Below are 20,318 nucleotides of genomic sequence, written 5' to 3' on the forward strand. Positions count from 1 at the left end.
TCGCGTCTCAATTCACATATGAAGAAGGATGCTCTCTCAGGCATGAACCGCAGACGTTTTCTCAAATCTTCCATGGCTGTTGCCGCCGTATGCGGAACGTCAGGAGTCGCCTCTCTATTTTCAAAAGCCGCATTCGCCGAGGACTCAGGAATTGCCGACGGTCAGACCCGTCGCTTTGATTACTCCGTACTCCAGTCGATGGCCCACGATCTTGCGCGTCAGCCCTGGGGCGGCGCGCCGCGCGATCTGCCGCCAACCCTGGCAAACCTGACCCCCCAGGCCTACAACAGCATTCAGTACGATGCTGCGCATTCGCTGTGGAATAATATTGAAGAGCGCAAGCTGGACATTCAGTTCTTCCACGTGGGGATGGGGTTTCGCCGCCGCGTGCGGATGTTCTCCCTGGATTCGCAAACCCAGCAGGCGCGGGAAATTCACTTCCGCCCTGAGCTGTTTAAATATAATGACGCCGGCGTCGACACCAAACAACTAGAAGGCCAGAGCGATCTCGGCTTTGCCGGATTCCGCGTGTTTAAAGCGCCGGAGCTGGCGCGTCGCGATATCGTCGCCTTCCTCGGCGCGAGTTATTTCCGCGCGGTGGACAGCACGTATCAGTACGGACTGTCAGCCCGCGGTCTGGCGATCGATACCTTTACCGATACGCCGGAAGAATTCCCTGACTTCACCTCTTTCTGGTTTGAGACCGTTAAACCGGGAGCTACGGTATTTACCGTCTATGCGCTGCTCGACAGCCCAAGCGTCACCGGGGCCTATAAGTTCGTCGTGAACTGTCAGGAGACGCAGGTGATTATGGATGTGGAAAACCACATCTACGCGCGTAAAGACATTAAACAGCTGGGCATCGCGCCGATGACCAGTATGTTTAGCTGCGGCAATAACGAACGAAGGATGTGCGACACTATCCATCCGCAGATCCACGACTCCGACCGCCTGTCGATGTGGCTGGGCAACGGCGAGTGGGTGTGCCGTCCGCTGAACAACCCGCAGAAGCTGCAGTTCAACGCTTTCCAGGATAAGAATCCGCGTGGTTTTGGCCTACTGCAGCTGGACCGCGATTTCTCCCACTATCAGGATATTATGGGCTGGTATAACAAACGCCCAAGCCTGTGGGTGGAGCCGCGCAACCAGTGGGGCAAAGGGGCCGTCAACCTGATGGAGATCCCGACGACCGGTGAAACGCTGGACAATATCGTTTGCTTCTGGCAACCCGAGAAGCCGGTGAAAGCCGGGGATGAGCTGGACTTCCGCTATCGACTCTACTGGAGCGCGCAGCCGCCGGTCCGTTCGCCGCTGGCGCGGGTATTGGCGACGCGTACCGGCATGGGTGGTTTCCCTGAAGGCTGGGCGCCGGGTGAGCACTATCCGGATAAATGGACCCGTCGTTTTGCCATCGATTTCGTCGGCGGCGACCTGAAGGCCGCTGCGCCAAGAGGTATCGAGCCGGTGATTACCCTGTCGAGCGGCGAAGCGAAGCAGATAGAAATTCTCTACGTGGAACCGTTTGATGGTTATCGTATTCAGTTTGACTGGTACCCGACCTCTGATTCGACCGACCCGGTCGAGATGCGCATGTTCCTGCGCTGCCAGGGTGAGGCGATCAGTGAAACCTGGCTGTATCAGTACTTCCCGCCAGCGCCGGATAAACGCAACTATGTCGATGACCGGGTCATGAAGTAATAGCCTGTCACTCCGCCCGCCGAGGTGAGTCTGCGGGCGTTTTTCTTTTTATCAGACGATTAATCAGAGTGCGCCATGTCTGCCGAAAATACCGCTTCGATCGAACGCATTCCCGTCACGGCATCGCTCTCCCTGCGCGCGGTGGATGAGCGCTACGTGACGGAGTTGCACCAATTGGTAATGAAAAACCAGCGCTGGCTCCAGCAATCGCTGAGCTGGCCCGCTGACGTCAGTCACGAAGATGAAACCCGCCGCCACGTGCAGGGCAACGTGATGCTGCACCAGCGCGGTTACGCCAAAATGTTTTTGCTCTTTCTGCAGGAAGAGATCGTCGGCGTGCTGTCGTTTAACCAGATTGAGCCGATCAATAAGACCGCCTACATCGGCTACTGGATTGATGAGAGCCATCAGGGGCAGGGGCTGCTCTCTCAGGCGCTGCAGGCGCTGATGGACTTTTTTGCCCGCAGCGGGACGGTTCGCCGCTTCGTGATTAAATGTCGGGTAGCAAACCAGAGAAGCAATCAGGTCGCTCTGCGTAACGGTTTCACCCTCGAAGGGTGCCTGAAGCAGGCCGAGTATCTGAACGGTTCGTATGATGACCAGAATATCTACGGGCGCATTATTGATTGTAACACCGGTCAATTCCCGGCTCGCGGCTGACGCCTTGCCCGGGCTATGGGCCGCGCTGAAATGTAGCCCGGGCAAGGCGCATTGAGCGCCGCCCCCCGGGGACCAGCGCGCAGGGGCCTGAAGCCGATAAACCGCCCGGTCAATAGCAAAGGTCACAGAAAGCCAACGATGGGCGTGCGGGTAAAATGCTCGTCTCCGTTTATTACTTTCTCCCCGCGGATATAAATGGCGTCGCCTGCGCTGGCCTCAATTCGCGCCCGATCGCCGATCGTCACCTGATGTTCAATCACCACATCGCCGCAAATGACCGCATGGCCTTCAATTAACACGCTATCGTCAAGCAGAATTGGCCCGCCGCGCAGGTACGCATGTCCACCGACCATCGCCCGATGCTTCAGCAGGCAGTTTCCTTCGACCACCGCATGCTCCGCCACCTGCGAACTGTAGCGCAGGGTGGGGATGGCGTCCTCTTCACGGCCGGCGATAATCTTCGCGTTACCGTATACCCTGGCGTTATCGCAGACCCAGACATCGTTCTCATCGTTGCCCTCCAGCCGCGCCTGGTCGAAGATTTCCGCCCGATGCTCAACAAACGCGTGTTCGACAAAGGCATCGCCGTAAATTTGCGCCTGGTGAACGATTCTCGATGCGCTGACCGTCGCCCGCTGATAAATCCGCAGGATTTTATCATTGTCTGCGGTCAGGCCCCGGGCGGCGATAATATGACAGTGGGGGAGAATGCGCGCATTGTCGGCCAGGTGACAATATCCGCGAATCTGCGAATGCGAAACGGTGACGTTGTCACTTATTCGCGCGGAGTGGCTAACGTGTACGCTATCCAGTCGGACATTATCGCTGATAATCGCCCCCAGGCTGATAATACACTCGCCGGTTAAGCGCGCGTTGCCCTCGATTTTCCCTCCGGCAAAAACGGCGCTATTGGCGTCATAAATCCAGCACTCGCCGTCATGGCTCAGGGCGGCCTCATCATCGATCCAGCCGCCTTCGTCGCCGGTTTTCACGTCGGCGAAATCCCGCAAGGCGATAATTTGCCGCAGATTTACGCTATGTTTAATGCCGTCTGTCTGGTAGTGAAACGGGCGAACCTGTTCGCTGAGGGAATATTTGCGCATCGGCCTTACTCATTACATATGGTTAACATAAACATAGCAAAAAACGCCGTAGCGCGTTTTGAAGGTTCTTTTAGAATGCAACTTAATATAAATTGAAAGTTTAAACAAAATGAATAAAAAGCAGGGCGCGAGCCGGGTGCTGAATCTTCCGGCGGGCTATTTTGGTATGGTTCTGGGCATTATCGGCATGGGCTTCGCCTGGCGCTACGCCAGCACGATCTGGCCGTTGAGCCGGATCGTCGGCGACGGTCTGGTGGTCACGGCAACGGTCATCTGGGCGCTGCTGGCGCTGGCTTTTATCGGCCGGGCAGTCCGTTTCCCGCACAGCGTAGTGCAGGAGATGCGCCATCCGGTCGCCAGCAGTTTTGTCAGCCTGTTTCCGGCCACCACGATGCTGGTCGCTATCGGTTTTGTACCCTGGCTGCGTCCGCTGTCTCTGGTGTTATTCAGCATTGGCGTAGTATTGCAACTGAGCTATGCGGCCTGGCAGAGCGCCGGGCTATGGCGGGGGAGCCATCCCAACGAAGCGACCACCCCGGGCCTCTATCTGCCGACGGTGGCAAACAACTTTATCAGCGCCATGGCCTGCGGCGCGCTGGGTTTTACCGACGCCGGACTGGTGTTTCTTGGCGCCGGATTATTCTCCTGGCTTAGCCTTGAACCGGTGATTCTGCAACGCCTGCGTAGCGACGGAGAACTGCCGATGGCCATGCGTACATCGCTCGGCATTCAGCTGGCTCCGGCGCTGGTGGCGTGCAGCGCCTGGCTGAGCGTGAACGGCGGCGAGGCGGATACCTTCGCTAAGCTGCTGTTCGGCTATGGTCTGCTTCAGCTGCTGTTTATGCTGCGCCTGATGCCGTGGTACCTGCGCCAGCCGTTTAACGCCTCGTTCTGGAGCTTCTCGTTCGGCGTTTCCGCGTTGGCGACCACCGGCCTGCATCTCGGTCATCAGCATCCGGACGGCTTTTTCCACACCCTCGCGCTCCCGCTGTTTCTCTTTACCAATCTGATCGTTGGGCTGCTGCTGATTCGTACCTTCCTGCTGCTGATGCGCGGTAAACTGCTGATTCGCGTCGAACGCGACACGTTATTAAAAAACAAGGATTAACCATGACTCTTCGCGACGAAAATTACTTCACCGACAAATATGGCATGACCCGCACCCACTCCGAGGTACTGCACGCCGCCACGCTGATTGCGCCGGGCAAGGCGCTGGATCTGGGCTGCGGCAACGGGCGCAATAGCCTCTACCTGGCGGCCAACGGGTTTGACGTCACCGCATGGGATAAAAATCCGGCCAGCATCGGCAATCTTGAGCGTATTCGTCAGGCGGAAGGGCTGGAGAATCTGCGGACGGCGATTAAGGATCTTAACGCCCTCAGCTTTGACGGCGAGTATGACTTTATTCTTTCGACCGTGGTGATGATGTTCCTGGAAGCGAAGACCATCCCGGGTCTGATTGCCAGCATGCAGCGCTGCACCCGGCCCGGCGGCTACAATCTGATTGTTGCGGCCATGGATACCGACGATTTTCCGTGCACCGTTGGCTTCCCGTTCGCGTTTAAACCGGAAGAGCTGCGCAACTATTATTCAGGCTGGACGTTGCTCAAATATAACGAAGACGTCGGTGAACTCCACCGCACCGACGCCAACGGTAAGCGGATTAAGCTGCGTTTCGCCACGATGCTGGCGCGAAAGCTGGCTTAACGCGCCGCTAACACGCAGAGCTGTAGCGCGGTCTGATAAGACGCCTCAAAGGCGCGCAGCGGCAGAAACTCAAATTTCGAGTGGAAGTTGTGCGCGCCGGTAAAGAAATTGGGCGTTAATACGCCTTTTGCCGACAGGGCCGCGCCGTCGGTGCCGCCGCGCATCGGCGTCGGTTTTGGCGTGATGCCTAAGCTTTCCATCGCTTCAAATAGCAGGTCAATAGCGCGGCGGTCTTCGCCAACGGCGTTGCTGATATTGCTGTAAATATCGCTCACCTGGTATTCCACGTTGCCCGTAGGATACTGCGCGGCGATTTGCTGCGCCACCTCGCCAATCTGCTGCTTACGGCGAGTAAAGCTTTCAAGGTCGAAATCGCGAATGCTGGCCTGCAGCAGGGTACTGTTCTGATCGCCCTGGATGCCGTTAAACCACACGTAACCCTCGCGTCCGGCGGTATGCTCCGGCGTTTGCTGGCGATCGAAATAGCTTATGTAATCGGTGGCCATCAGCAGCGGATTCACCAGCACCCCTTTTGACGACATTGGGTGGGCGGTCACGCCGGTAAAGCGAATTTCCGCGGCGGCGGCGTTAAAGTTCTCATAGACGATTTCCCCAAGCTCGCAGCAGTCGATGGTCCAGGCAAAATCGACGGCAAAGCGCGCGAGATCCAGCGCTTTCGCACCGCGCAGACCCACTTCCTCATCCGGCACAAACGCCACTACGATATCGCCGTGGCGGTGCTCCGGCGTCAGGTTCTCCAGCAGCGTCATCGCTACCGTCACGGCGGATTTGTTATCCGCCCCGAGCACGCTGGTACCGTCGCTAAAAATAATCTCTTCATCAGGATACGCGAGGATTTCCGGATGTTCCGCAACGCGCAGCCAGATATCTTTTTCCCTGTTCAAACAGAGATCTTCACCAGTAAAGCGCAAAATTTGTGGATGAATATCCGGCGACAGCCCGACATCAACGGTATCGATGTGGGTAATAAAGCCAATCCGCGGGGCGCCTGCGACATTTCCCTTTTTCACTGCCGTGACGGTTGCGTGTTGGTCAATCACAATCTCATCCAGCCCCAGCTGGCGTAGTTCATCCGCAAGCGCCTGCGCCATCGCGTGTTGCCCGGCGGTGGTGGGCAGAGTCGTGGCTCGCGGGTCGCTTTGGCTGGTTATCGCCAGGTAGCGAAAGAAGCGTTGGGTTAATTGACTGGCCAAGGCTGATGACATAGTGATTCCTTCTTTATTCGAGTTTTCAGGTGTTTGCAATCAGACTTTAGTGTTATGTATGAAAGGGAAAACAACAAGCTATTCATTAGCTGACAAATTAAAAAGGAAAACCTATGCAACGCAGATTAACGACGCTTGCTCTGGCGTTAGCGGCCCTGACGGCCAGCTCGGCCATTAGCGCAAAAACGCTGGTCTACTGCTCAGAAGGATCGCCGGAAAATTTTAACCCTCAACTCTACACCTCCGGGACCAGCGTGGACGCCAGCGCGGTGCCTGTTTATAACCGGCTGGTCGATTTTAAAGTCGGCACTACGGAACTGGTGCCGAGCCTCGCTGAGAGCTGGGAAGTCAGCGAGGATGGCAAAGTTTATACGTTCCATTTACGCAAAGGCGTTAAATTCCAGAGTAATAAATATTTTAAACCCAGCCGTGATTTTAATGCCGACGACGTTATTTTTTCGTTTATGCGGCAAAAGGATCCTCAACACCCTTATCACAATATCTCCAGCGGCAATTATTCTAATTTTGAGAGCCTGGAATTTGGCCAGTTAATTACCGCGATTGATAAGCCTGATGAATATACGGTGCGTTTCACGCTGGCCCATGCCGAAGCGCCATTTGTCGCCGATCTTGCCTGGTATTTCGCCTCTATTTTATCGGCGGAATATGCCGATGCGATGTTAAAAGCCGGTACGCCAGAGCGTGTGGATATGGACCCGATTGGTACCGGTCCTTTCAGGCTCGCGCAATATCAAAAAGATTCCCGTATTCTTTTCACCGCGTTCCCGGAATACTGGCAGGGGAAGGCGCAGATCGATCGTCTCATTTTCAGCATCACGCCGGACGCCTCGGTACGTTACGCCAAGCTGGAGAAAAACGAGTGCCAGGTGATGCCGTTCCCTAATCCGGCCGATCTGCCGCGAATGAAAGAGAACAATGCGATCAACCTGATGAGCAAAGCGGGTCTTAACACCGGCTTCCTTGCTTTTAACACCCAAAAAGCGCCGCTGGACAACGTGAAGGTGCGCCAGGCGTTAGCGATGGCGATTAATAAACCGGCGATTATTGAAGCGGTATTCCACGGTACCGGTACGGTGGCGAAAAACCTGCTGCCGCCGGGCGTATGGAGCGCGGATAGCCAGCTTAAGGATTATGAATACGATCCGCAGAAGGCCAAAGCGCTGCTGGCGGAATCGGGCGTTGCGGGGCCCATTACCATCGATCTGTGGGCGATGCCGGTGCAGCGACCCTATAACCCGAACGCCAAACGTATGGCCGAGATGATTCAGGCCGACTGGGCGAAAATCGGCGTGCAAACTACCATTACAACCTATGAGTGGGGTGAATACTTAAAGCGGGTGAAGGATGGCGAACATCAGGCGGCGCTGATGGGCTGGACCACCGCCACCGGCGACCCGGATAACTTCTTCGGCCCATTATTTACCTGCCAGTCGGCGAAGGGTGGATCGAACTCGGCAAAATGGTGCTATCAGCCATTTGATAAAATAATTGCCGAAGCAAAATCGATAACCGATCGCCAAAAACGCGAAGCGCTCTATCTTCAGGCGCAGCAGATGATGCACGATCAGATGCCGGCAGTAATGATTGCCCACTCGACAATATTTGAACCGGTGCGTAAAAATGTCTCCGGCTACGAAATAGACCCCTTTGGCAAGCATATTTTTTATCAGGTTGATATCAGATAAACGGTTAAAGATAGCCCGCCGGCAACGGCGGGTTTATTTTATTGCACTACTTGACGTAGCACCCTTTTTGTCACAAAACTTACCCGTGTTATTTGCTATAACTCTTGCCGAAATGGTATTCACAGGGATTAACCTATATGCGTACTCAGTTATTTTTTAAGGTCGCCGCGCTCGCTGGCCTGTTAGCATTGGCCGGCTGCTCATCTAAAATCGCTAAACCGGAACAATATTCGGGATTTTTAAAAGATTACTCTAACTTAAAAGAAACCACCTCGGCATCCGGCAAACCGGAACTGCGCTGGATTTCTCCGGATTACAATCCGAGCAACTATGACAACGTTGTTTATAATCCGATCACCTACTACCCGGTACCGAAACCGACCACTCAGGTGGGCGAGAAGGCGCTCAACGATATCCTGAGTTACACCAATAAAGAGATGAAACAGGCTATTTCCGAGCGTAAACCGCTGGCTACCACCGCAGGTAAGCGCAGCCTGATCTTCCGCGGCGCCATTACCGGCGTGGATTCCAGCAAAGAAGGCCTGCAGTTCTACGAAGTGATCCCGGTCGCGATGATTATCGCCGGTACCCAGGCGGCAACCGGTCACCGTACCATGGATACCAACCTGTACTTTGAAGGTGAACTGATTGATGCCGCGACCAAAAAGCCGGTCATCAAAGTGGTTCGTAAAGGCGAAGGCAAAAATCTGTCCAACGAAAATACCCCGCTCACCGTCGAGACGCTGAAGCAGGTGATAGACGATATGGCGATTGACGCGGTGAAATTCGATCCGAATAACCGCTAAGCAAGGTTCATCGTAAAATGAAGGCGCTATTCGTTGATAGCGCCTTTTTTATTAGCCACAACGCAGCGTCAGCGGTGTTATGAGCGAACCTGGGCCAGCCTGCGGCGCAGCAGCCACTGCTCCGGACGAGCAAACATCACCAGATTTCCCACCAGGATCAGCGCCAGCCCGGCCACGGCGTTGCTATGCCAGACGTAGCCTTCATAAAAGGTGGAAATCGTCAGGGCGACGAGTGGAAACAGCAGGGTGCTGTATGCCGCTTTCCCTGCGCCGATGCGACCCACCAGGGTGAAGTAGGCGCCAAAAGCAATTACCGAGCCAAACACGGCCAGATACAGCAGCGCCCCCATATAGCTCAGCGTCCACTGTGGGGCAAAGCTATCACCGCGTATCAGCGCGATGGCGCCCATGACCAGGGTGCCGTAAAGCATGGCCCAGCTGTTGGTGGTCAAGGTCTCCAGGCCGCGGCGCTGGTGGCGGATGCTGAGCATATTGCCGAGTGAAAAGCCATAGGTTCCCAGCGCGCTGAGGGCGATACCCAGCAGCAGCGAGGCGTTCAGGCCGCTGGCCCAGAGATCATCCCAGAATAGCGTCACGATCCCTGCCAGGCCCAGCGCGGCGGCCAGCCAGAAACGGCCAGGAGGCTGCTGACGATAGAAGAGAAAGCTGTTGATCGCATTAAACAGCACCGCCATAGAGAAGATCACCGATTCAAGGCCGGTATTGATATACGCGGCGGCGGTATAAAAACACCAGAAATTAAAACAGAAGACGCAGCAGCCCTGCAGCAGGCAGAAGACATGGTCGCGCGCGGCCAGCGGGCGCAGGCGACGGGTAACCAGTAGAATGGTCAGCATCGCGACGCTGGCGACGGCAAAGCGCCAGAAAATGGACACCGGCGCGGCAACCGGCCCCTGCTGCAAAAAGATAGCAATCCATGTCGTGCCCCAGATAACCACGACCAACCCGTAGAGTAATGCGTTCAAAATGTCTCTCCTGTGAGTGTTGTCGCGATCATTTTGCGGCCTGGCACCGCGCGGCGCTGTCATCTGCTTGTTGCCGACTTGCAAATTCTTGCGCTTATTTTTAGCCTGCGGCAGGGGAAGGCTGGTATCTGCCAGCGACTCTTCATAGACTAGAGATCTGTGGAATCAGAAGTGTGAAGGGTTATGGCTTACGGGACTTTCGAAACATTGCGTCAAAAAAATGCCGTGCTGCGCGAGACGGTGCAGCTCAACTCCGGTATTCAGCTGGCCGCGTGGTATAACAATCTTGATACCATTACGGTAAAAAGCGACCACCATACCCTGAGCCTGTATATTGCCGATGGCTACGAAAGTTACCAAAAAACGCCCCACGGCTGGAAAAACGGCGGCGGGCCGGACCGTTTCTGTCTGATGCCAAAAGGCGATGAGAGCACCTGGGATATCCGCGGCGATCTCTCTTTTGTGCATCTTTACTGCACCGATGAACACCTGCGTCGGGTCGGCGAGCAGATTTGGGACCGCAGCCCGGCCTCGTTCACGCTGCAGGAAAAAACCTTCTCCAGCGATGATAAAATCACCGCTGTCTATCGCCAGTTTCTTCTCGACAACGACTGGCAGCAGCAGGCGAATCAACTGACGTTGAGTTCGGCCAGCACGCTGCTGCTCACTCACCTGATTCAGCGCTATTCAAACGTCCAGTGGCGCCTACCGACGGTGACCGGCGGGCTGGCGCCGCACGTCTTGCGTAATCTGCTGGCATGGATTGAGGAGAACCTCGACCGGCCGTTAACTCTCGCGGATCTGGCGCAGGAAGCGGCGCTGAGTGAATACCATTTTGCGCGGATGTTTCGCCAGTCGATGAAGATGGCGCCGCATCAGTACGTGATGCAGCGCCGGATGGTCAAAGCACAGGAACTGATATACCGTAGCCAGATGTCGTTAACCGATATTGCGATGGCCTGCGGCTTTAGCACGGCCAGCCACTTTAGTCATCGGGTGAAAAGCGCCACCGGCCTGACGCCCTCGCAGCTACGCGCGGCGCAGCGATGAGAGCAAAACGTAGCTGACGCCGCCGAGAGCCAGTCCCCAAAATGCAGAACCGACACCGCCCAGCGTCACGCCGCTGGCGGTGACCAGAAAAGTCACCACCGCCGCATCGCGCTCACTCTCCTGATTCAACGCCTGAAACAAACTGCCGCCGATGGTGCCGAGTAGCGCAAGCCCGGCAAGCATCTGGATCCACGCCATTGGTAGCGCTGACATCAGCGAGGTGATGGAGCCGCCAAATATCCCCGCCAACAGATAAAAAACGCCCGCCGCCGCCGCCGCGAGCCAGCGCTTTTGCGGGTCCGGATGGGCATCCGGGCTCTGGCAAATCGCGGCCGTAATGGCGGCGATGCAGATCGAGTAGACGCCAAAGGGCGACAGCAGCAGCGCCAGGCCGCCGGTGGCGACAATCAGCGTTGAAGCAGGGACCCGATAGCCGGAGGCCTGAAGGGTGGCGAAGCCGGGGGCGTTTTGCGACGCCATGGTGACGAGGAAAAACGGCACGCCGACGCTGAGCAACAGTGCTGGCGTAAATTCAGGCGCAATCCAGGACGGGGCGACGAAGCTCAAACCTATTTGTGACGTTGTCACATCCCCGCTAAACCCGGCTACCGCGGCGCCTGCCAGCAGGGCAGCCACTACCGCGAAGCGGGGAAGCCAGGCTTTGCACAGTAGCCAGACGGCTAACATACTGCCGCAGAGCAGCAAATTTCCCTGCAGGCTGGCGAAAGCCTGCATGCCGAAGCGCAGCAAAATCCCGGCCAGCATCGCCGCCGCCAGCGAATGAGGGATGATTTTCATTAGCCTGGCAAAGATGCCGGTGGCGCCGCAAAGCAGGATTAAGGCATTGGCAAAAATAAAGACGCCAACCGCCTGGGAGAGCGTGACCCCCTGCAGGCCGGTGACCAGCAGCGCGGCGCCCGGCGTCGACCACGCGGTAAGGATAGGCACCTTCCGCCACAGGGTGAGCGCCAGGGTGCTGACGCCCATCCCCAGGCCTAAGGCGGTCATCCAGCCCGCGATTTGCGAAGCATCGGCGCCTGCCGCGGCGGCGGCCTGCCAGATGATCGCCGCAGAGCTGGCGTAGCCGACCAGTACGGCAACGAGGCCGGCTAACAGAGTCGGGAGAGGGAGAGTAAAAGTGCGCATGGTTGTGCCTTGTGCGTTATAACGGTCGATATAATTTAGCATTGTGCGCTATAACGCACAATCGGCTTTTGGCGTGCTGAACCCCGACAGGCTTTGGGACCTGGTAAGCTAAAACTGCATTCCCCCTGTAGAATCCGACGCATGCGCGTATAATTCCCGAAGAGATTATTAGGAGGTTGAATGGATATTGCGCAACACCTGTCGGCAACGTTAAAAACGCTGCGACAGCAGCGCGGCTGGAGCCTGTCGCGCCTGGCGGAAGAGACTGGCGTATCGAAGGCGATGCTGGGGCAGATCGAACGTAACGAATCCAGCCCGACGGTGGCGACGTTATGGAAAATCGCTACCGGGCTTAACGTACCGTTTTCCGCCTTTATTGTTGCCGATGACGCCGCCGAACCGACGGCGTTCGATCCCCAGCAGCAGGCCATGGTGGTGACGCCGCTCTTCCCATGGGACCCGGCGCTGCGCTTCGATCACTTCTCCATTACCCTTGCCCCCGGCGCGCTGAGCGAGTCAACGCCGCATGAGCAAGGGGTTATCGAACATGTGGTGGTGATTAGCGGCGTGCTGGATCTTTGCCTGCAGGGGGCGTGGCTGACGCTGCAGCCAGGAGAAGGGCGGCGCTTCGCCGGCGATTTAGCGCACGCCTATCGCAATAGCGGGTCGCACACCGCCCATTTCCATTCGCTGATCCACTATCCGAAAGAGAAATAAAAAAGCCGCGAGCAAACTCGCGGCCAGGCAAATGACTGAGACAGCAAATCACAACGTGACGAGGAAAATCCGGAATACGTGATGACTCTATCCTTAGGCGCTTTTTCTGGGAAATATCTTTTCCTTCAATGCTTTGCTAAAAACTGAAAATTACTCCCGCCGCGGCGATGGAAAATGTTTTGGTCTGTGCCCAGTTCTGACTACAATAGCCGCCATTTCGACCCCCTATAATGGATAACGACGAGCGTATGCGCCTGCAAAACCATCATCTTGAACTACTGAGTCCCGCCCGCGATGCCGGGATCGCCCGTGAAGCGATTTTACACGGCGCGGATGCGGTCTACATCGGCGGGCCGGGCTTTGGCGCACGCCACAACGCCAGCAATAGCCTGAGCGATATCGCCGGTCTGGTACCGTTTGCCCATCGCTACGGCGCGAAAGTGTTCGTGACCCTGAACACCATTCTTCATGATGATGAACTGGAACCGGCGCAGCGCCTGATAACCGACCTGTATGAAACCGGGGTGGACGCGCTGATTGTCCAGGATATGGGGGTGATGGAGCTGGATATTCCTCCGATAGAGCTGCACGCCAGCACCCAGTGCGATATCCGCAGCGTAGAGAAAGCGAAGTTTCTCTCCGACGTCGGCTTCAGCCAAATCGTGCTTGCCCGCGAGCTGAATCTTCAGCAAATCAAAGCGATTTACGATAACACCGACGCGACCATTGAATTCTTTATCCACGGCGCGCTGTGCGTGGCCTATTCCGGGCAGTGCAATATTTCCCATGCCCAGACCGGGCGCAGCGCCAACCGCGGCGACTGCTCGCAGGCCTGCCGTCTGCCCTACACTCTGAAAGATGACCAGGGCCGCGTGGTGGCGTATGAAAAGCATTTGCTGTCGATGAAAGACAACGATCAGACCGCCAACCTGGCCGCGCTGATCGATGCCGGGGTGCGCTCCTTCAAGATTGAAGGCCGCTACAAAGATATGAGCTATGTGAAGAACATCACCGCACATTATCGCCAGATGCTGGACGCCATTATTGACGATCGCGGCGACCTGGCGCGCGCCTCATCGGGGCGAACCGAACACTTTTTTGTACCGTCGACGGATAAGACCTTCCATCGCGGCAGCACCGACTATTTTGTCAATGCGCGCAAAGGCGACATTGGCGCTTTTGATTCACCAAAGTTTATTGGCCTGCCGGTGGGTGAAGTTCTGAAAGTCGGCAAAGACTTTCTCGACGTTGAGGTGAGCGAAACGCTGACCAACGGCGACGGCCTGAACGTGATGATCAAACGTGAAATCGTCGGCTTTCGCGCCAACACGGTGGAAAAAAACGGCGAAAATCGCTACCGCGTATGGCCGAATGAGATGCCCGCGGATTTATACAAAGTGCGTCCGCACCAGCCGTTAAACCGCAACCTCGATCATAACTGGCAGCAGGCGCTGCTGAAAACCTCCAGCGAGCGCCGCATCGCCGTCGATATCGAACTGAGCGGCTGGCAGGAGCAGCTGGTCCTGACGATGACCAGCGAAGAGGGCGTCAGCGTCACCCACACGCTGGATGGCGAGTTTGCCGAGGCGACCCAGGCGGAGAAAGCGCTGGCGAATCTGCGCGATGGTGTGGCGAAGCTTGGCCAGACCATTTACTATTCGCGCAACGTCGAGATTAACCTGCCGGGCGCGCTGTTTGTGCCAAACAGCCTGCTGAACCAGCTGCGCCGTGAAACGGTTGAAATGCTCGATGATGCGCGCCTGAAGGCCGTGGCGCGCGGCAGCCGCAAGCCGGTTTCCGTTCCACCGCCGGTGTATCCGGAAACGCATCTGTCGTTTCTGGCTAACGTTTACAACCACAAAGCGCGCGAGTTTTATCAACGTTACGGCGTACAGCTGATCGACGCCGCCTATGAAGCCCACGAAGAGAAAGGCGATGTGCCGGTGATGATTACCAAGCACTGCCTGCGCTTTGCCTTCAACCTCTGTCCGAAACAGGCCAAAGGCTCGATTAAGAGCTGGAAGGCGACGCCGATGCAGCTCATCCACGGTGATGAAGTGCTGACGCTGAAGTTCGATTGCCGGCCGTGCGAAATGCACGTGGTTGGTAAGATAAAAAATCATATTCTGAAAATGCCGCTGCCGGGCAGTATCGTGGCGTCCGTGAGCCCCGATGAGCTGATGAAAACGCTGCCAAAACGCAAGGGCGCTTGATAACGAAATCGCTACTGGTAGTGATGCATTTTCGGTTTTCGCGCATTCTGCCAGTGGTGATGTTCACGCAACTCGGAGGCGGCGTCTTCCGCCTGGCTGCGCAGTTCATCGCTATCGGCTTCGTGCTGCAATTGCTGTTCGAGACTCTGTACCGGGAAGAAATCGTGCCCTTGTTTGCGGGCCAGTACGTGCCCGGAAAACAGGGCGCACACCAGCAGTAACGTCGAAACGCTTCTCCTGAACATCTCTTTTTCCATGCTATCGGCGAATGGGGCTACTATGCCCGGAATTGGTTGAGCTTATCTCTGCGGTTATCAAAGAAGAGAAAAGCCTTTGTCAGCGGCGCCTGACGGATGGTGAAAAAAAGCCCGACGGCGTGCCGTCGGGCCGAACTTACAACGGTAAGCGCGCTATTACGCTTTCAATCCGGCGGCCGTCATCAGCAGCCGAAATCCCATGCTCACCGCCGCCAGCGCCAGCACGCTTCCTCCCCACAGGGCGACCATCCATAATGTCCGCTTAAGCCATACTCGTTGCATCAGTGATACCCCTCGCCGTGTTGAACTTTGCCGCGAAATACGTAGTAGCTCCAGAAGGTATAGCCGAGGATCACCGGCAGAATCAGCAGCGCGCCGACCAGCATAAAGCCCTGGCTTTGCGGCGGCGCGGCGGCCTGCCAAAGGGTGATGCCCGGCGGAATAATATGCGGCCAGATACTGATCCCCAGTCCGCTAAAGCCGAGAAAGATCAGCCCCAACGTAAGAACGAACGGCAGCAGATGGCTGTCGTTGTTGCGAAGCGCTCGCCATAGCCAGGCGCTTATCGCCGCGACCAGCAGCGGCACCGGCAGCAGGAAGAACAGGTTAGGCAAGCTAAACCAGCGCTCGGCGATGGCCGGCTGCGCCAGCGGCGTCCAGATACTGATGGCGACGATTGCCGCCAGCAGCGCCAGCAGTAAACCACGCGCGGTGACGCGCATATTGCGGTGCAGCGCATTCTCGCTCTTCATGACCAGCCAGCAGGCCCCCAGCAGCGCGTAGGCAATACACAGTCCTAAACCGCAGAACAGGGTAAACGGCGTCAACCAGTCAAACATTCCGCCGCTGAAGCTGCGGCCGCTGACCGCGAAACCGTTGATCACCGCGCCGACCACCATGCCCTGGGTGAAGGTGGCCAGAATGGAGCCGCCCATAAAGGCGCGATCCCAGAACGGACGGTGCGATGGCGTCGCGTTAAAGCGGAATTCAAAAGCGACGCCGCGGAAAATAAGCCCGATCAGCATCAGGGTCAGCGGGATTGCCAGCGCGTCGATAATCACCGCATAGGCTAGCGGAAACGCGCCGAACAGGCCCGCGCCGCCGAGCACAAGCCAGGTCTCATTGCCATCCCAGACCGGCGCGACGCTGTTCACCATGACGTCGCGGTCGGAAGCGTCCCGCGTGGTAGCAAATAAAATGCCGATGCCCAGATCGAAGCCGTCCATCACGATATACATCAGGGTGGCGAAGACGATAATGACAAACCAAATAACCGATAAATCGATACCCATTAATGGGACTCCTTCTGCTGTGCGTGGTCGGTAGCGGCGGAAAGGGGGCGCGCTGGCGTCCCTGACGCGGGCGGCTGCGCTTCCTGCGGCCCTTTGCGAATCAGACGCAGCATATAGCTATAGCCGACGCCGAATACCGAACCGTAGACGACGATAAACGTCAGCAGACTGATCGACATATGCAGGTCGCCGTGCGCGGAGACGGCATCCGCGGTGCGTTGTACCCCGTAGACGACCCACGGCTGGCGGCCCACCTCGGTGGTCACCCAGCCTGCAAGAATGGCGATAAGTCCCGAGGGCCCCATCCATAGCGCAAAGCGTAAAAAGGGTCTGGAATGATACAGGCGGCCGCGGTAGCGCAGCCACAGCGCCAGCGCGCCGAGCAGGATCATCAGCATCCCTAGCCCGGCCATCAGGCGGAAGGACCAGAACACGATAGTGGCGTTAGGCCGATCTTCCGCGGCGAACTCCTTCAACGCGGGCACCTGTTTATCCAAGCTGTGGGTAAGGATCAGGCTGCCGAGGGCCGGGATTTCCAGACCATAGCGGGTACGTTCCTGCTGCATATCCGGCCAGCCGAACAGCAGCAGCGGGGTGGACTCACCGGGGATATTTTCCCAGTGGCCTTCAATAGCCGCGATCTTCGCCGGCTGGTGCTTGAGCGTATTCAGCCCGTGCATATCGCCAATCATTGCCTGAATGGGGGCAACAATCAGCGTCATCCACAGCGCCATGGAGAACATCGCGCGAACGGCGGGCGTATTATTACCCCGCAGCAGGTGCCAGGCCGCCGAGGCGCCGACGAATAGCGCGCTGCTGAGAAAGGCCGCCACCGACATATGCAGCAGGCGGTAAGGGAATGACGGGTTAAAGATCACCGCGAACCAGTCCACCGGCACCACCTGACCATTGACGATCTCAAACCCCTGCGGCGTTTGCATCCAGCTGTTGGACGCGAGGATCCAGAAGGTGGAGATAATCGTCCCCAGCGCGACCATGCAGGTGGCGAAGAAGTGCAGGCCCGGCCCGACGCGGTTCCAGCCGAACAGCATGACGCCGAGGAATCCGGCTTCCAGGAAGAAGGCGGTCAGGACTTCATAGGTCAGCAGCGGGCCGGTAATGCTCCCGGCAAATTCGGAGAAACCGCTCCAGTTGGTGCCAAACTGGTAGGCCATCACCAGACCGGAGACCACCCCCATGCCGAAGTTGACGGCAAAGATTTTCGACCAGAAGTGGTACAGCGAGCGCCAGGTCGGGTTTTTCGTTTTTAACCATAAGCCTTCGAGCACCGCCAGGTAGCTGGCTAAGCCGATGGTGATGGCGGGGAAGATGATATGAAATGACACGGTGAAGGCGAACTGGATCCGCGCCAGGTGAAATGCATCAAGACCAAACATGCAGAACTCCACAACAAAATTGATTCAGCGCAATTCTAGGCCTCCACCCAGGCCGATAGCAGGAACAAAAAACCTGTTTTTATCTATAACAGTTGTCGATTTGCGCTCTTTTTTGATGTCTCAACTCTTTTTTTCTAAAAGCAAACTATTTAACGCGCCGGGATAGTATGTTATTTTGATTAGACGTGAGTGCTGCCTGTCAGTATTTCAACGCTCCTTTGGGTAAGCGAGATTTATATATTTTTTTTAAATATAGATTCGCTGAATAAATCATAAAACGCGTATTAATCCTATAATAAAACAATTGTCCGTTTTCTCTCCGGTCGCGCGTTGCGTCATTAACGCTGGTCTCGCGCGCTGTGGATTTTACTCTGGGATTTGGGTTCAGGGGATACGCACTCTGAGTTAAGCGTATGTTTAATACATGCCTGTAATCTTAAGCGGTTGGTTATTGGAAAGTGTATTTATTGATTATATTTTACAGAGGATGTGATTTTGTCAACTAATGGACTTCGCAGTTTATGTACTGTTTTGTTAATTATGACTTTTTTTTGGGTATTCGTTGTTAGCGGATTCATTATGTTATTTTAAAAACGCTTGTTGTTTAAGCGCTTGAGTTTGTTCTGTATCAAATAGATATATGAGCAATAAACGAATAGCTTAGCGATAGGTAATTCGTGCTATCGCCGATGCCAATCTTTGTAAATAGGTCAGTATATAAATACTGGCCTATTTTTTTAACTGATATACAATCGTGCAGACATTTTCTTGCGGATATCTCTATGAAAAAGTACCAGCAGCTGGCGCAGCAGATCACCGAACAGATTGGGCTTGGAGTGTGGTTACCCGGCGACAGACTGCCTTCGCTGCGTGAGCAGGTAGTGAGCAGCGGAATGAGCTTCATGACCGTCAGCCACGCCTATCAGTTGCTGGAAAGCCAGGGGCGGATTATCGCGCGCCCGCAGTCCGGTTATTATGTCGCGCCGCAGCCGCTCAAACAGCGCCAGCCGGAACCGCCTCCGCAGGTGACGCGCGACGAGTCCGTCGATATCAATACCTACATTTTCGAGGTGCTGCAGGCCAGCCGCCAGGCCTCAATGCTGCCCTTTGCCTCCGCTTTTCCCGACCCGCGCCTGTTCCCGCTGCCGCAGCTCAACCGATCCCTGGCGCAGGTCAGCAAAACCGCTACCGCCATGAGCGTGATTGAAAACCTGCCGCCGGGGAATGATGAACTACGCCACGCGATTGCCCGACGCTACGCGCTGCAGGGAATGAATATCTCGCCGGATGAAATTGTCATTACCGCCGGGGCGCTGGAGGCGTTGAATCTTAGCCTGCAGGCCGTCACCGAACCTGGCGATTGGGTGGTTGTGGAAAACCCCTGCTTCTACGGGGCGCTGCAGGCACTGGAAAGGCTGCGCCTTAAGGCGCTGTCGGTGGCGACCGACGTCAAAGAGGGGATTGACCTCGACGCGCTGGAGCAGGCATTGCAGAATTACCCGGTTAAGGCCTGCTGGCTGATGACCAACGGGCAAAACCCGCTCGGCTTTACCCTCAGCGCAGAGAAAAAAGCGCAGCTTGTTGCCCTGCTGGCGCGCTACAAGGTGATGCTGATTGAAGATGACGTATATAGCGAGCTCTATTTCGGCCGCGAGAAACCGCTGCCGGCAAAGTACTGGGATCGCGACGATATGACGCTGCACTGCAGCTCGTTTTCGAAATGCCTGGTCCCCGGCTTTCGCATTGGCTGGGTGGCGGCGGGCAAGCACGCCCGACGTATTCAGCAGCTACAGCTGATGAGCACGCTCTCTACCAGTTCGCCAATGCAGCTGGCGCTGGTGGATTACCTTTCGACCAAGCGCTACGACGCCCATTTGCGGCGTTTGCGCCGCCAGCTTGCCGAGCGCAAGCAGCTGGCCTGGCAGGCGCTGCTGCGCCATCTTCCGGCAGAAGTAAAAATTCATCATAGCGATAGCGGCTATTTTCTCTGGCTTGAGCTCCCCGCCGGGAGCGACGCGGGGGAGCTGAGCGCCCGCGCGCTAGCGTATAACATCAGCATTGCGCCGGGAAAAATGTTCTCCACCACTGACAGCTGGACCGCATTTTTCCGCTTTAACACCGCGTGGGGCTGGGGCGAAAGAGAGGAGCAGGGGGTTAAGCGGCTGGGCGATCTGATTCGCGAGATGTTGGCCTAGCTAAAATTGCGCCCGTCAGGCATGCACGGCAGCGGTTAAAACAGGTTGGTCGCCATGCTGTCGTTTTGTTTATATCCGGCGATTATCCTCGCCGAAAAATAAGCCGCCTTAGTCTTTCAGTTATCATGCCGGTTATTATTTTACCGGCACGAGCCATAT

The 20,318-nt window shown here is 56.3% G+C and carries 18 protein-coding genes; 10 read left to right on the forward strand and 8 right to left on the reverse strand.

What is annotated here, in order from left to right:
• Positions 1 to 42 precede the first annotated feature (42 nt).
• Both KCG39_RS04145 and rimL read left to right on the forward strand, forming a co-directional pair.
• Positions 43 to 1,698, forward strand: a complete 1,656-nt coding sequence (locus KCG39_RS04145) for a glucan biosynthesis protein D (RefSeq protein ID WP_049086041.1) — start codon at positions 43 to 45, stop codon at positions 1,696 to 1,698.
• A 75-nt stretch (positions 1,699 to 1,773) separates the two neighbouring features.
• Positions 1,774 to 2,358 (forward strand): 50S ribosomal protein L7/L12-serine acetyltransferase, encoded by a 585-nt coding sequence (gene rimL, locus KCG39_RS04150; protein ID WP_087829449.1) that lies wholly within the window; start codon positions 1,774 to 1,776, stop codon positions 2,356 to 2,358.
• Between the two features lie 122 nt (positions 2,359 to 2,480).
• On the opposite strand, the gene ydcK is transcribed toward rimL, so the two are convergent.
• Positions 2,481 to 3,461 carry a YdcK family protein gene (gene ydcK, locus KCG39_RS04155; protein WP_112165173.1) on the reverse strand — a complete coding sequence of 327 codons (981 nt, stop codon included), beginning with the start codon at positions 3,459 to 3,461 and terminating at the stop codon, positions 2,481 to 2,483.
• A 109-nt stretch (positions 3,462 to 3,570) separates the two neighbouring features.
• On the opposite strand from ydcK, the gene tehA reads away from it, so the two are divergent.
• Complete coding sequence (gene tehA, locus KCG39_RS04160; protein ID WP_142446498.1) at positions 3,571 to 4,569, forward strand: dicarboxylate transporter/tellurite-resistance protein TehA; 999 nt, start codon at positions 3,571 to 3,573, stop codon at positions 4,567 to 4,569.
• A gap of 2 nt (positions 4,570 to 4,571) precedes the next feature.
• Positions 4,572 to 5,168 (forward strand): tellurite resistance methyltransferase TehB, encoded by a 597-nt coding sequence (gene tehB, locus KCG39_RS04165; RefSeq protein ID WP_142446499.1) that lies wholly within the window; start codon positions 4,572 to 4,574, stop codon positions 5,166 to 5,168.
• Here tehB and pepT read toward each other — a convergent pair.
• A complete protein-coding gene (gene pepT / locus KCG39_RS04170; protein ID WP_142468231.1) occupies positions 5,165 to 6,394 on the reverse strand; it encodes a peptidase T in 1,230 nt (409 codons plus the stop codon). The two genes, tehB and pepT, sit on opposite strands and share 4 nt — an antisense overlap.
• Before the next feature lie 113 nt (positions 6,395 to 6,507).
• On the opposite strand from pepT, the gene KCG39_RS04175 reads away from it, so the two are divergent.
• Both KCG39_RS04175 and KCG39_RS04180 read left to right on the forward strand, forming a co-directional pair.
• Positions 6,508 to 8,100, forward strand: a complete 1,593-nt coding sequence (locus KCG39_RS04175; RefSeq protein WP_004120855.1) for an ABC transporter substrate-binding protein — start codon at positions 6,508 to 6,510, stop codon at positions 8,098 to 8,100.
• Between the two features lie 137 nt (positions 8,101 to 8,237).
• Positions 8,238 to 8,906, forward strand: a complete 669-nt coding sequence (locus KCG39_RS04180) for a DUF3313 domain-containing protein (RefSeq protein WP_004120852.1) — start codon at positions 8,238 to 8,240, stop codon at positions 8,904 to 8,906.
• Between the two features lie 77 nt (positions 8,907 to 8,983).
• Here KCG39_RS04180 and KCG39_RS04185 read toward each other — a convergent pair whose 3' ends face one another.
• Positions 8,984 to 9,892: a DMT family transporter gene (locus tag KCG39_RS04185; protein ID WP_004120848.1), complete on the reverse strand. Its 909-nt coding sequence runs from the start codon at positions 9,890 to 9,892 to the stop codon at positions 8,984 to 8,986.
• A 183-nt stretch (positions 9,893 to 10,075) separates the two neighbouring features.
• Here KCG39_RS04185 and KCG39_RS04190 point away from each other — a divergent pair, with 183 nt between their 5' ends.
• Positions 10,076 to 10,942, forward strand: coding sequence for a helix-turn-helix domain-containing protein (locus KCG39_RS04190; protein ID WP_142445703.1), 867 nt, complete (start codon positions 10,076 to 10,078; stop codon positions 10,940 to 10,942).
• On the opposite strand, the gene KCG39_RS04195 is transcribed toward KCG39_RS04190, so the two are convergent.
• The gene (locus tag KCG39_RS04195; RefSeq protein ID WP_142468232.1) at positions 10,922 to 12,088 is read right to left on the reverse strand and encodes a benzoate/H(+) symporter BenE family transporter; all 1,167 of its coding nucleotides are present in this window, start codon (positions 12,086 to 12,088) and stop codon (positions 10,922 to 10,924) included. The genes KCG39_RS04190 and KCG39_RS04195 overlap by 21 nt on opposite strands.
• A gap of 180 nt (positions 12,089 to 12,268) precedes the next feature.
• Here KCG39_RS04195 and KCG39_RS04200 point away from each other — a divergent pair, with 180 nt between their 5' ends.
• Complete coding sequence (locus tag KCG39_RS04200; RefSeq protein WP_087829437.1) at positions 12,269 to 12,805, forward strand: helix-turn-helix domain-containing protein; 537 nt, start codon at positions 12,269 to 12,271, stop codon at positions 12,803 to 12,805.
• Between the two features lie 248 nt (positions 12,806 to 13,053).
• Positions 13,054 to 15,018 carry a peptidase U32 family protein gene (locus KCG39_RS04205; protein ID WP_142468233.1) on the forward strand — a complete coding sequence of 655 codons (1,965 nt, stop codon included), beginning with the start codon at positions 13,054 to 13,056 and terminating at the stop codon, positions 15,016 to 15,018.
• Positions 15,019 to 15,029: 11 nt separating this feature from the next.
• On the opposite strand, the gene KCG39_RS04210 is transcribed toward KCG39_RS04205, so the two are convergent.
• The 4 genes from KCG39_RS04210 to KCG39_RS04225 form a co-directional block, all read right to left on the reverse strand.
• Positions 15,030 to 15,263, reverse strand: a complete 234-nt coding sequence (locus KCG39_RS04210) for a DUF2554 family protein (RefSeq protein ID WP_123828105.1) — start codon at positions 15,261 to 15,263, stop codon at positions 15,030 to 15,032.
• A gap of 168 nt (positions 15,264 to 15,431) precedes the next feature.
• A complete protein-coding gene (locus KCG39_RS04215; protein WP_004120829.1) occupies positions 15,432 to 15,557 on the reverse strand; it encodes a DUF2474 domain-containing protein in 126 nt (41 codons plus the stop codon).
• Positions 15,557 to 16,567 (reverse strand): cytochrome d ubiquinol oxidase subunit II, encoded by a 1,011-nt coding sequence (gene cydB, locus KCG39_RS04220; protein ID WP_087829435.1) that lies wholly within the window; start codon positions 16,565 to 16,567, stop codon positions 15,557 to 15,559. Before cydB ends, KCG39_RS04215 begins: the two co-directional genes overlap by 1 nt.
• Positions 16,567 to 17,964 (reverse strand): cytochrome ubiquinol oxidase subunit I, encoded by a 1,398-nt coding sequence (locus tag KCG39_RS04225; RefSeq protein WP_049112700.1) that lies wholly within the window; start codon positions 17,962 to 17,964, stop codon positions 16,567 to 16,569. Before KCG39_RS04225 ends, cydB begins: the two co-directional genes overlap by 1 nt.
• Positions 17,965 to 18,746: 782 nt before the next feature.
• Between KCG39_RS04225 and KCG39_RS04230 the strand changes: the two genes are divergently transcribed.
• Positions 18,747 to 20,159, forward strand: coding sequence for an aminotransferase-like domain-containing protein (locus KCG39_RS04230; RefSeq protein WP_032742128.1), 1,413 nt, complete (start codon positions 18,747 to 18,749; stop codon positions 20,157 to 20,159).
• Positions 20,160 to 20,318: the final 159 nt, after the last annotated feature.

This window comes from Klebsiella pasteurii (genome assembly GCF_018139045.1).
Classification (GTDB): domain Bacteria; phylum Pseudomonadota; class Gammaproteobacteria; order Enterobacterales; family Enterobacteriaceae; genus Klebsiella; species Klebsiella grimontii.

Coding starts and splice junctions, on each gene's coding strand:
- KCG39_RS04200 (WP_087829437.1), top strand. CDS start 12,269: ATGGATATTGCGCAACACCTGTCGGCAACGTTAAAAACGCTGCGACAG.
- ydcK (WP_112165173.1), bottom strand. CDS start 3,461: ATGCGCAAATATTCCCTCAGCGAACAGGTTCGCCCGTTTCACTACCAG.
- KCG39_RS04210 (WP_123828105.1), bottom strand. CDS start 15,263: ATGTTCAGGAGAAGCGTTTCGACGTTACTGCTGGTGTGCGCCCTGTTT.
- KCG39_RS04225 (WP_049112700.1), bottom strand. CDS start 17,964: ATGTTTGGTCTTGATGCATTTCACCTGGCGCGGATCCAGTTCGCCTTC.
- KCG39_RS04180 (WP_004120852.1), top strand. CDS start 8,238: ATGCGTACTCAGTTATTTTTTAAGGTCGCCGCGCTCGCTGGCCTGTTA.
- KCG39_RS04190 (WP_142445703.1), top strand. CDS start 10,076: ATGGCTTACGGGACTTTCGAAACATTGCGTCAAAAAAATGCCGTGCTG.
- KCG39_RS04205 (WP_142468233.1), top strand. CDS start 13,054: ATGCGCCTGCAAAACCATCATCTTGAACTACTGAGTCCCGCCCGCGAT.
- tehB (WP_142446499.1), top strand. CDS start 4,572: ATGACTCTTCGCGACGAAAATTACTTCACCGACAAATATGGCATGACC.
- KCG39_RS04145 (WP_049086041.1), top strand. CDS start 43: ATGAACCGCAGACGTTTTCTCAAATCTTCCATGGCTGTTGCCGCCGTA.
- tehA (WP_142446498.1), top strand. CDS start 3,571: ATGAATAAAAAGCAGGGCGCGAGCCGGGTGCTGAATCTTCCGGCGGGC.
- cydB (WP_087829435.1), bottom strand. CDS start 16,567: ATGGGTATCGATTTATCGGTTATTTGGTTTGTCATTATCGTCTTCGCC.
- KCG39_RS04175 (WP_004120855.1), top strand. CDS start 6,508: ATGCAACGCAGATTAACGACGCTTGCTCTGGCGTTAGCGGCCCTGACG.
- KCG39_RS04215 (WP_004120829.1), bottom strand. CDS start 15,557: ATGCAACGAGTATGGCTTAAGCGGACATTATGGATGGTCGCCCTGTGG.
- KCG39_RS04230 (WP_032742128.1), top strand. CDS start 18,747: ATGAAAAAGTACCAGCAGCTGGCGCAGCAGATCACCGAACAGATTGGG.
- KCG39_RS04195 (WP_142468232.1), bottom strand. CDS start 12,088: ATGCGCACTTTTACTCTCCCTCTCCCGACTCTGTTAGCCGGCCTCGTT.
- rimL (WP_087829449.1), top strand. CDS start 1,774: ATGTCTGCCGAAAATACCGCTTCGATCGAACGCATTCCCGTCACGGCA.
- pepT (WP_142468231.1), bottom strand. CDS start 6,394: ATGTCATCAGCCTTGGCCAGTCAATTAACCCAACGCTTCTTTCGCTAC.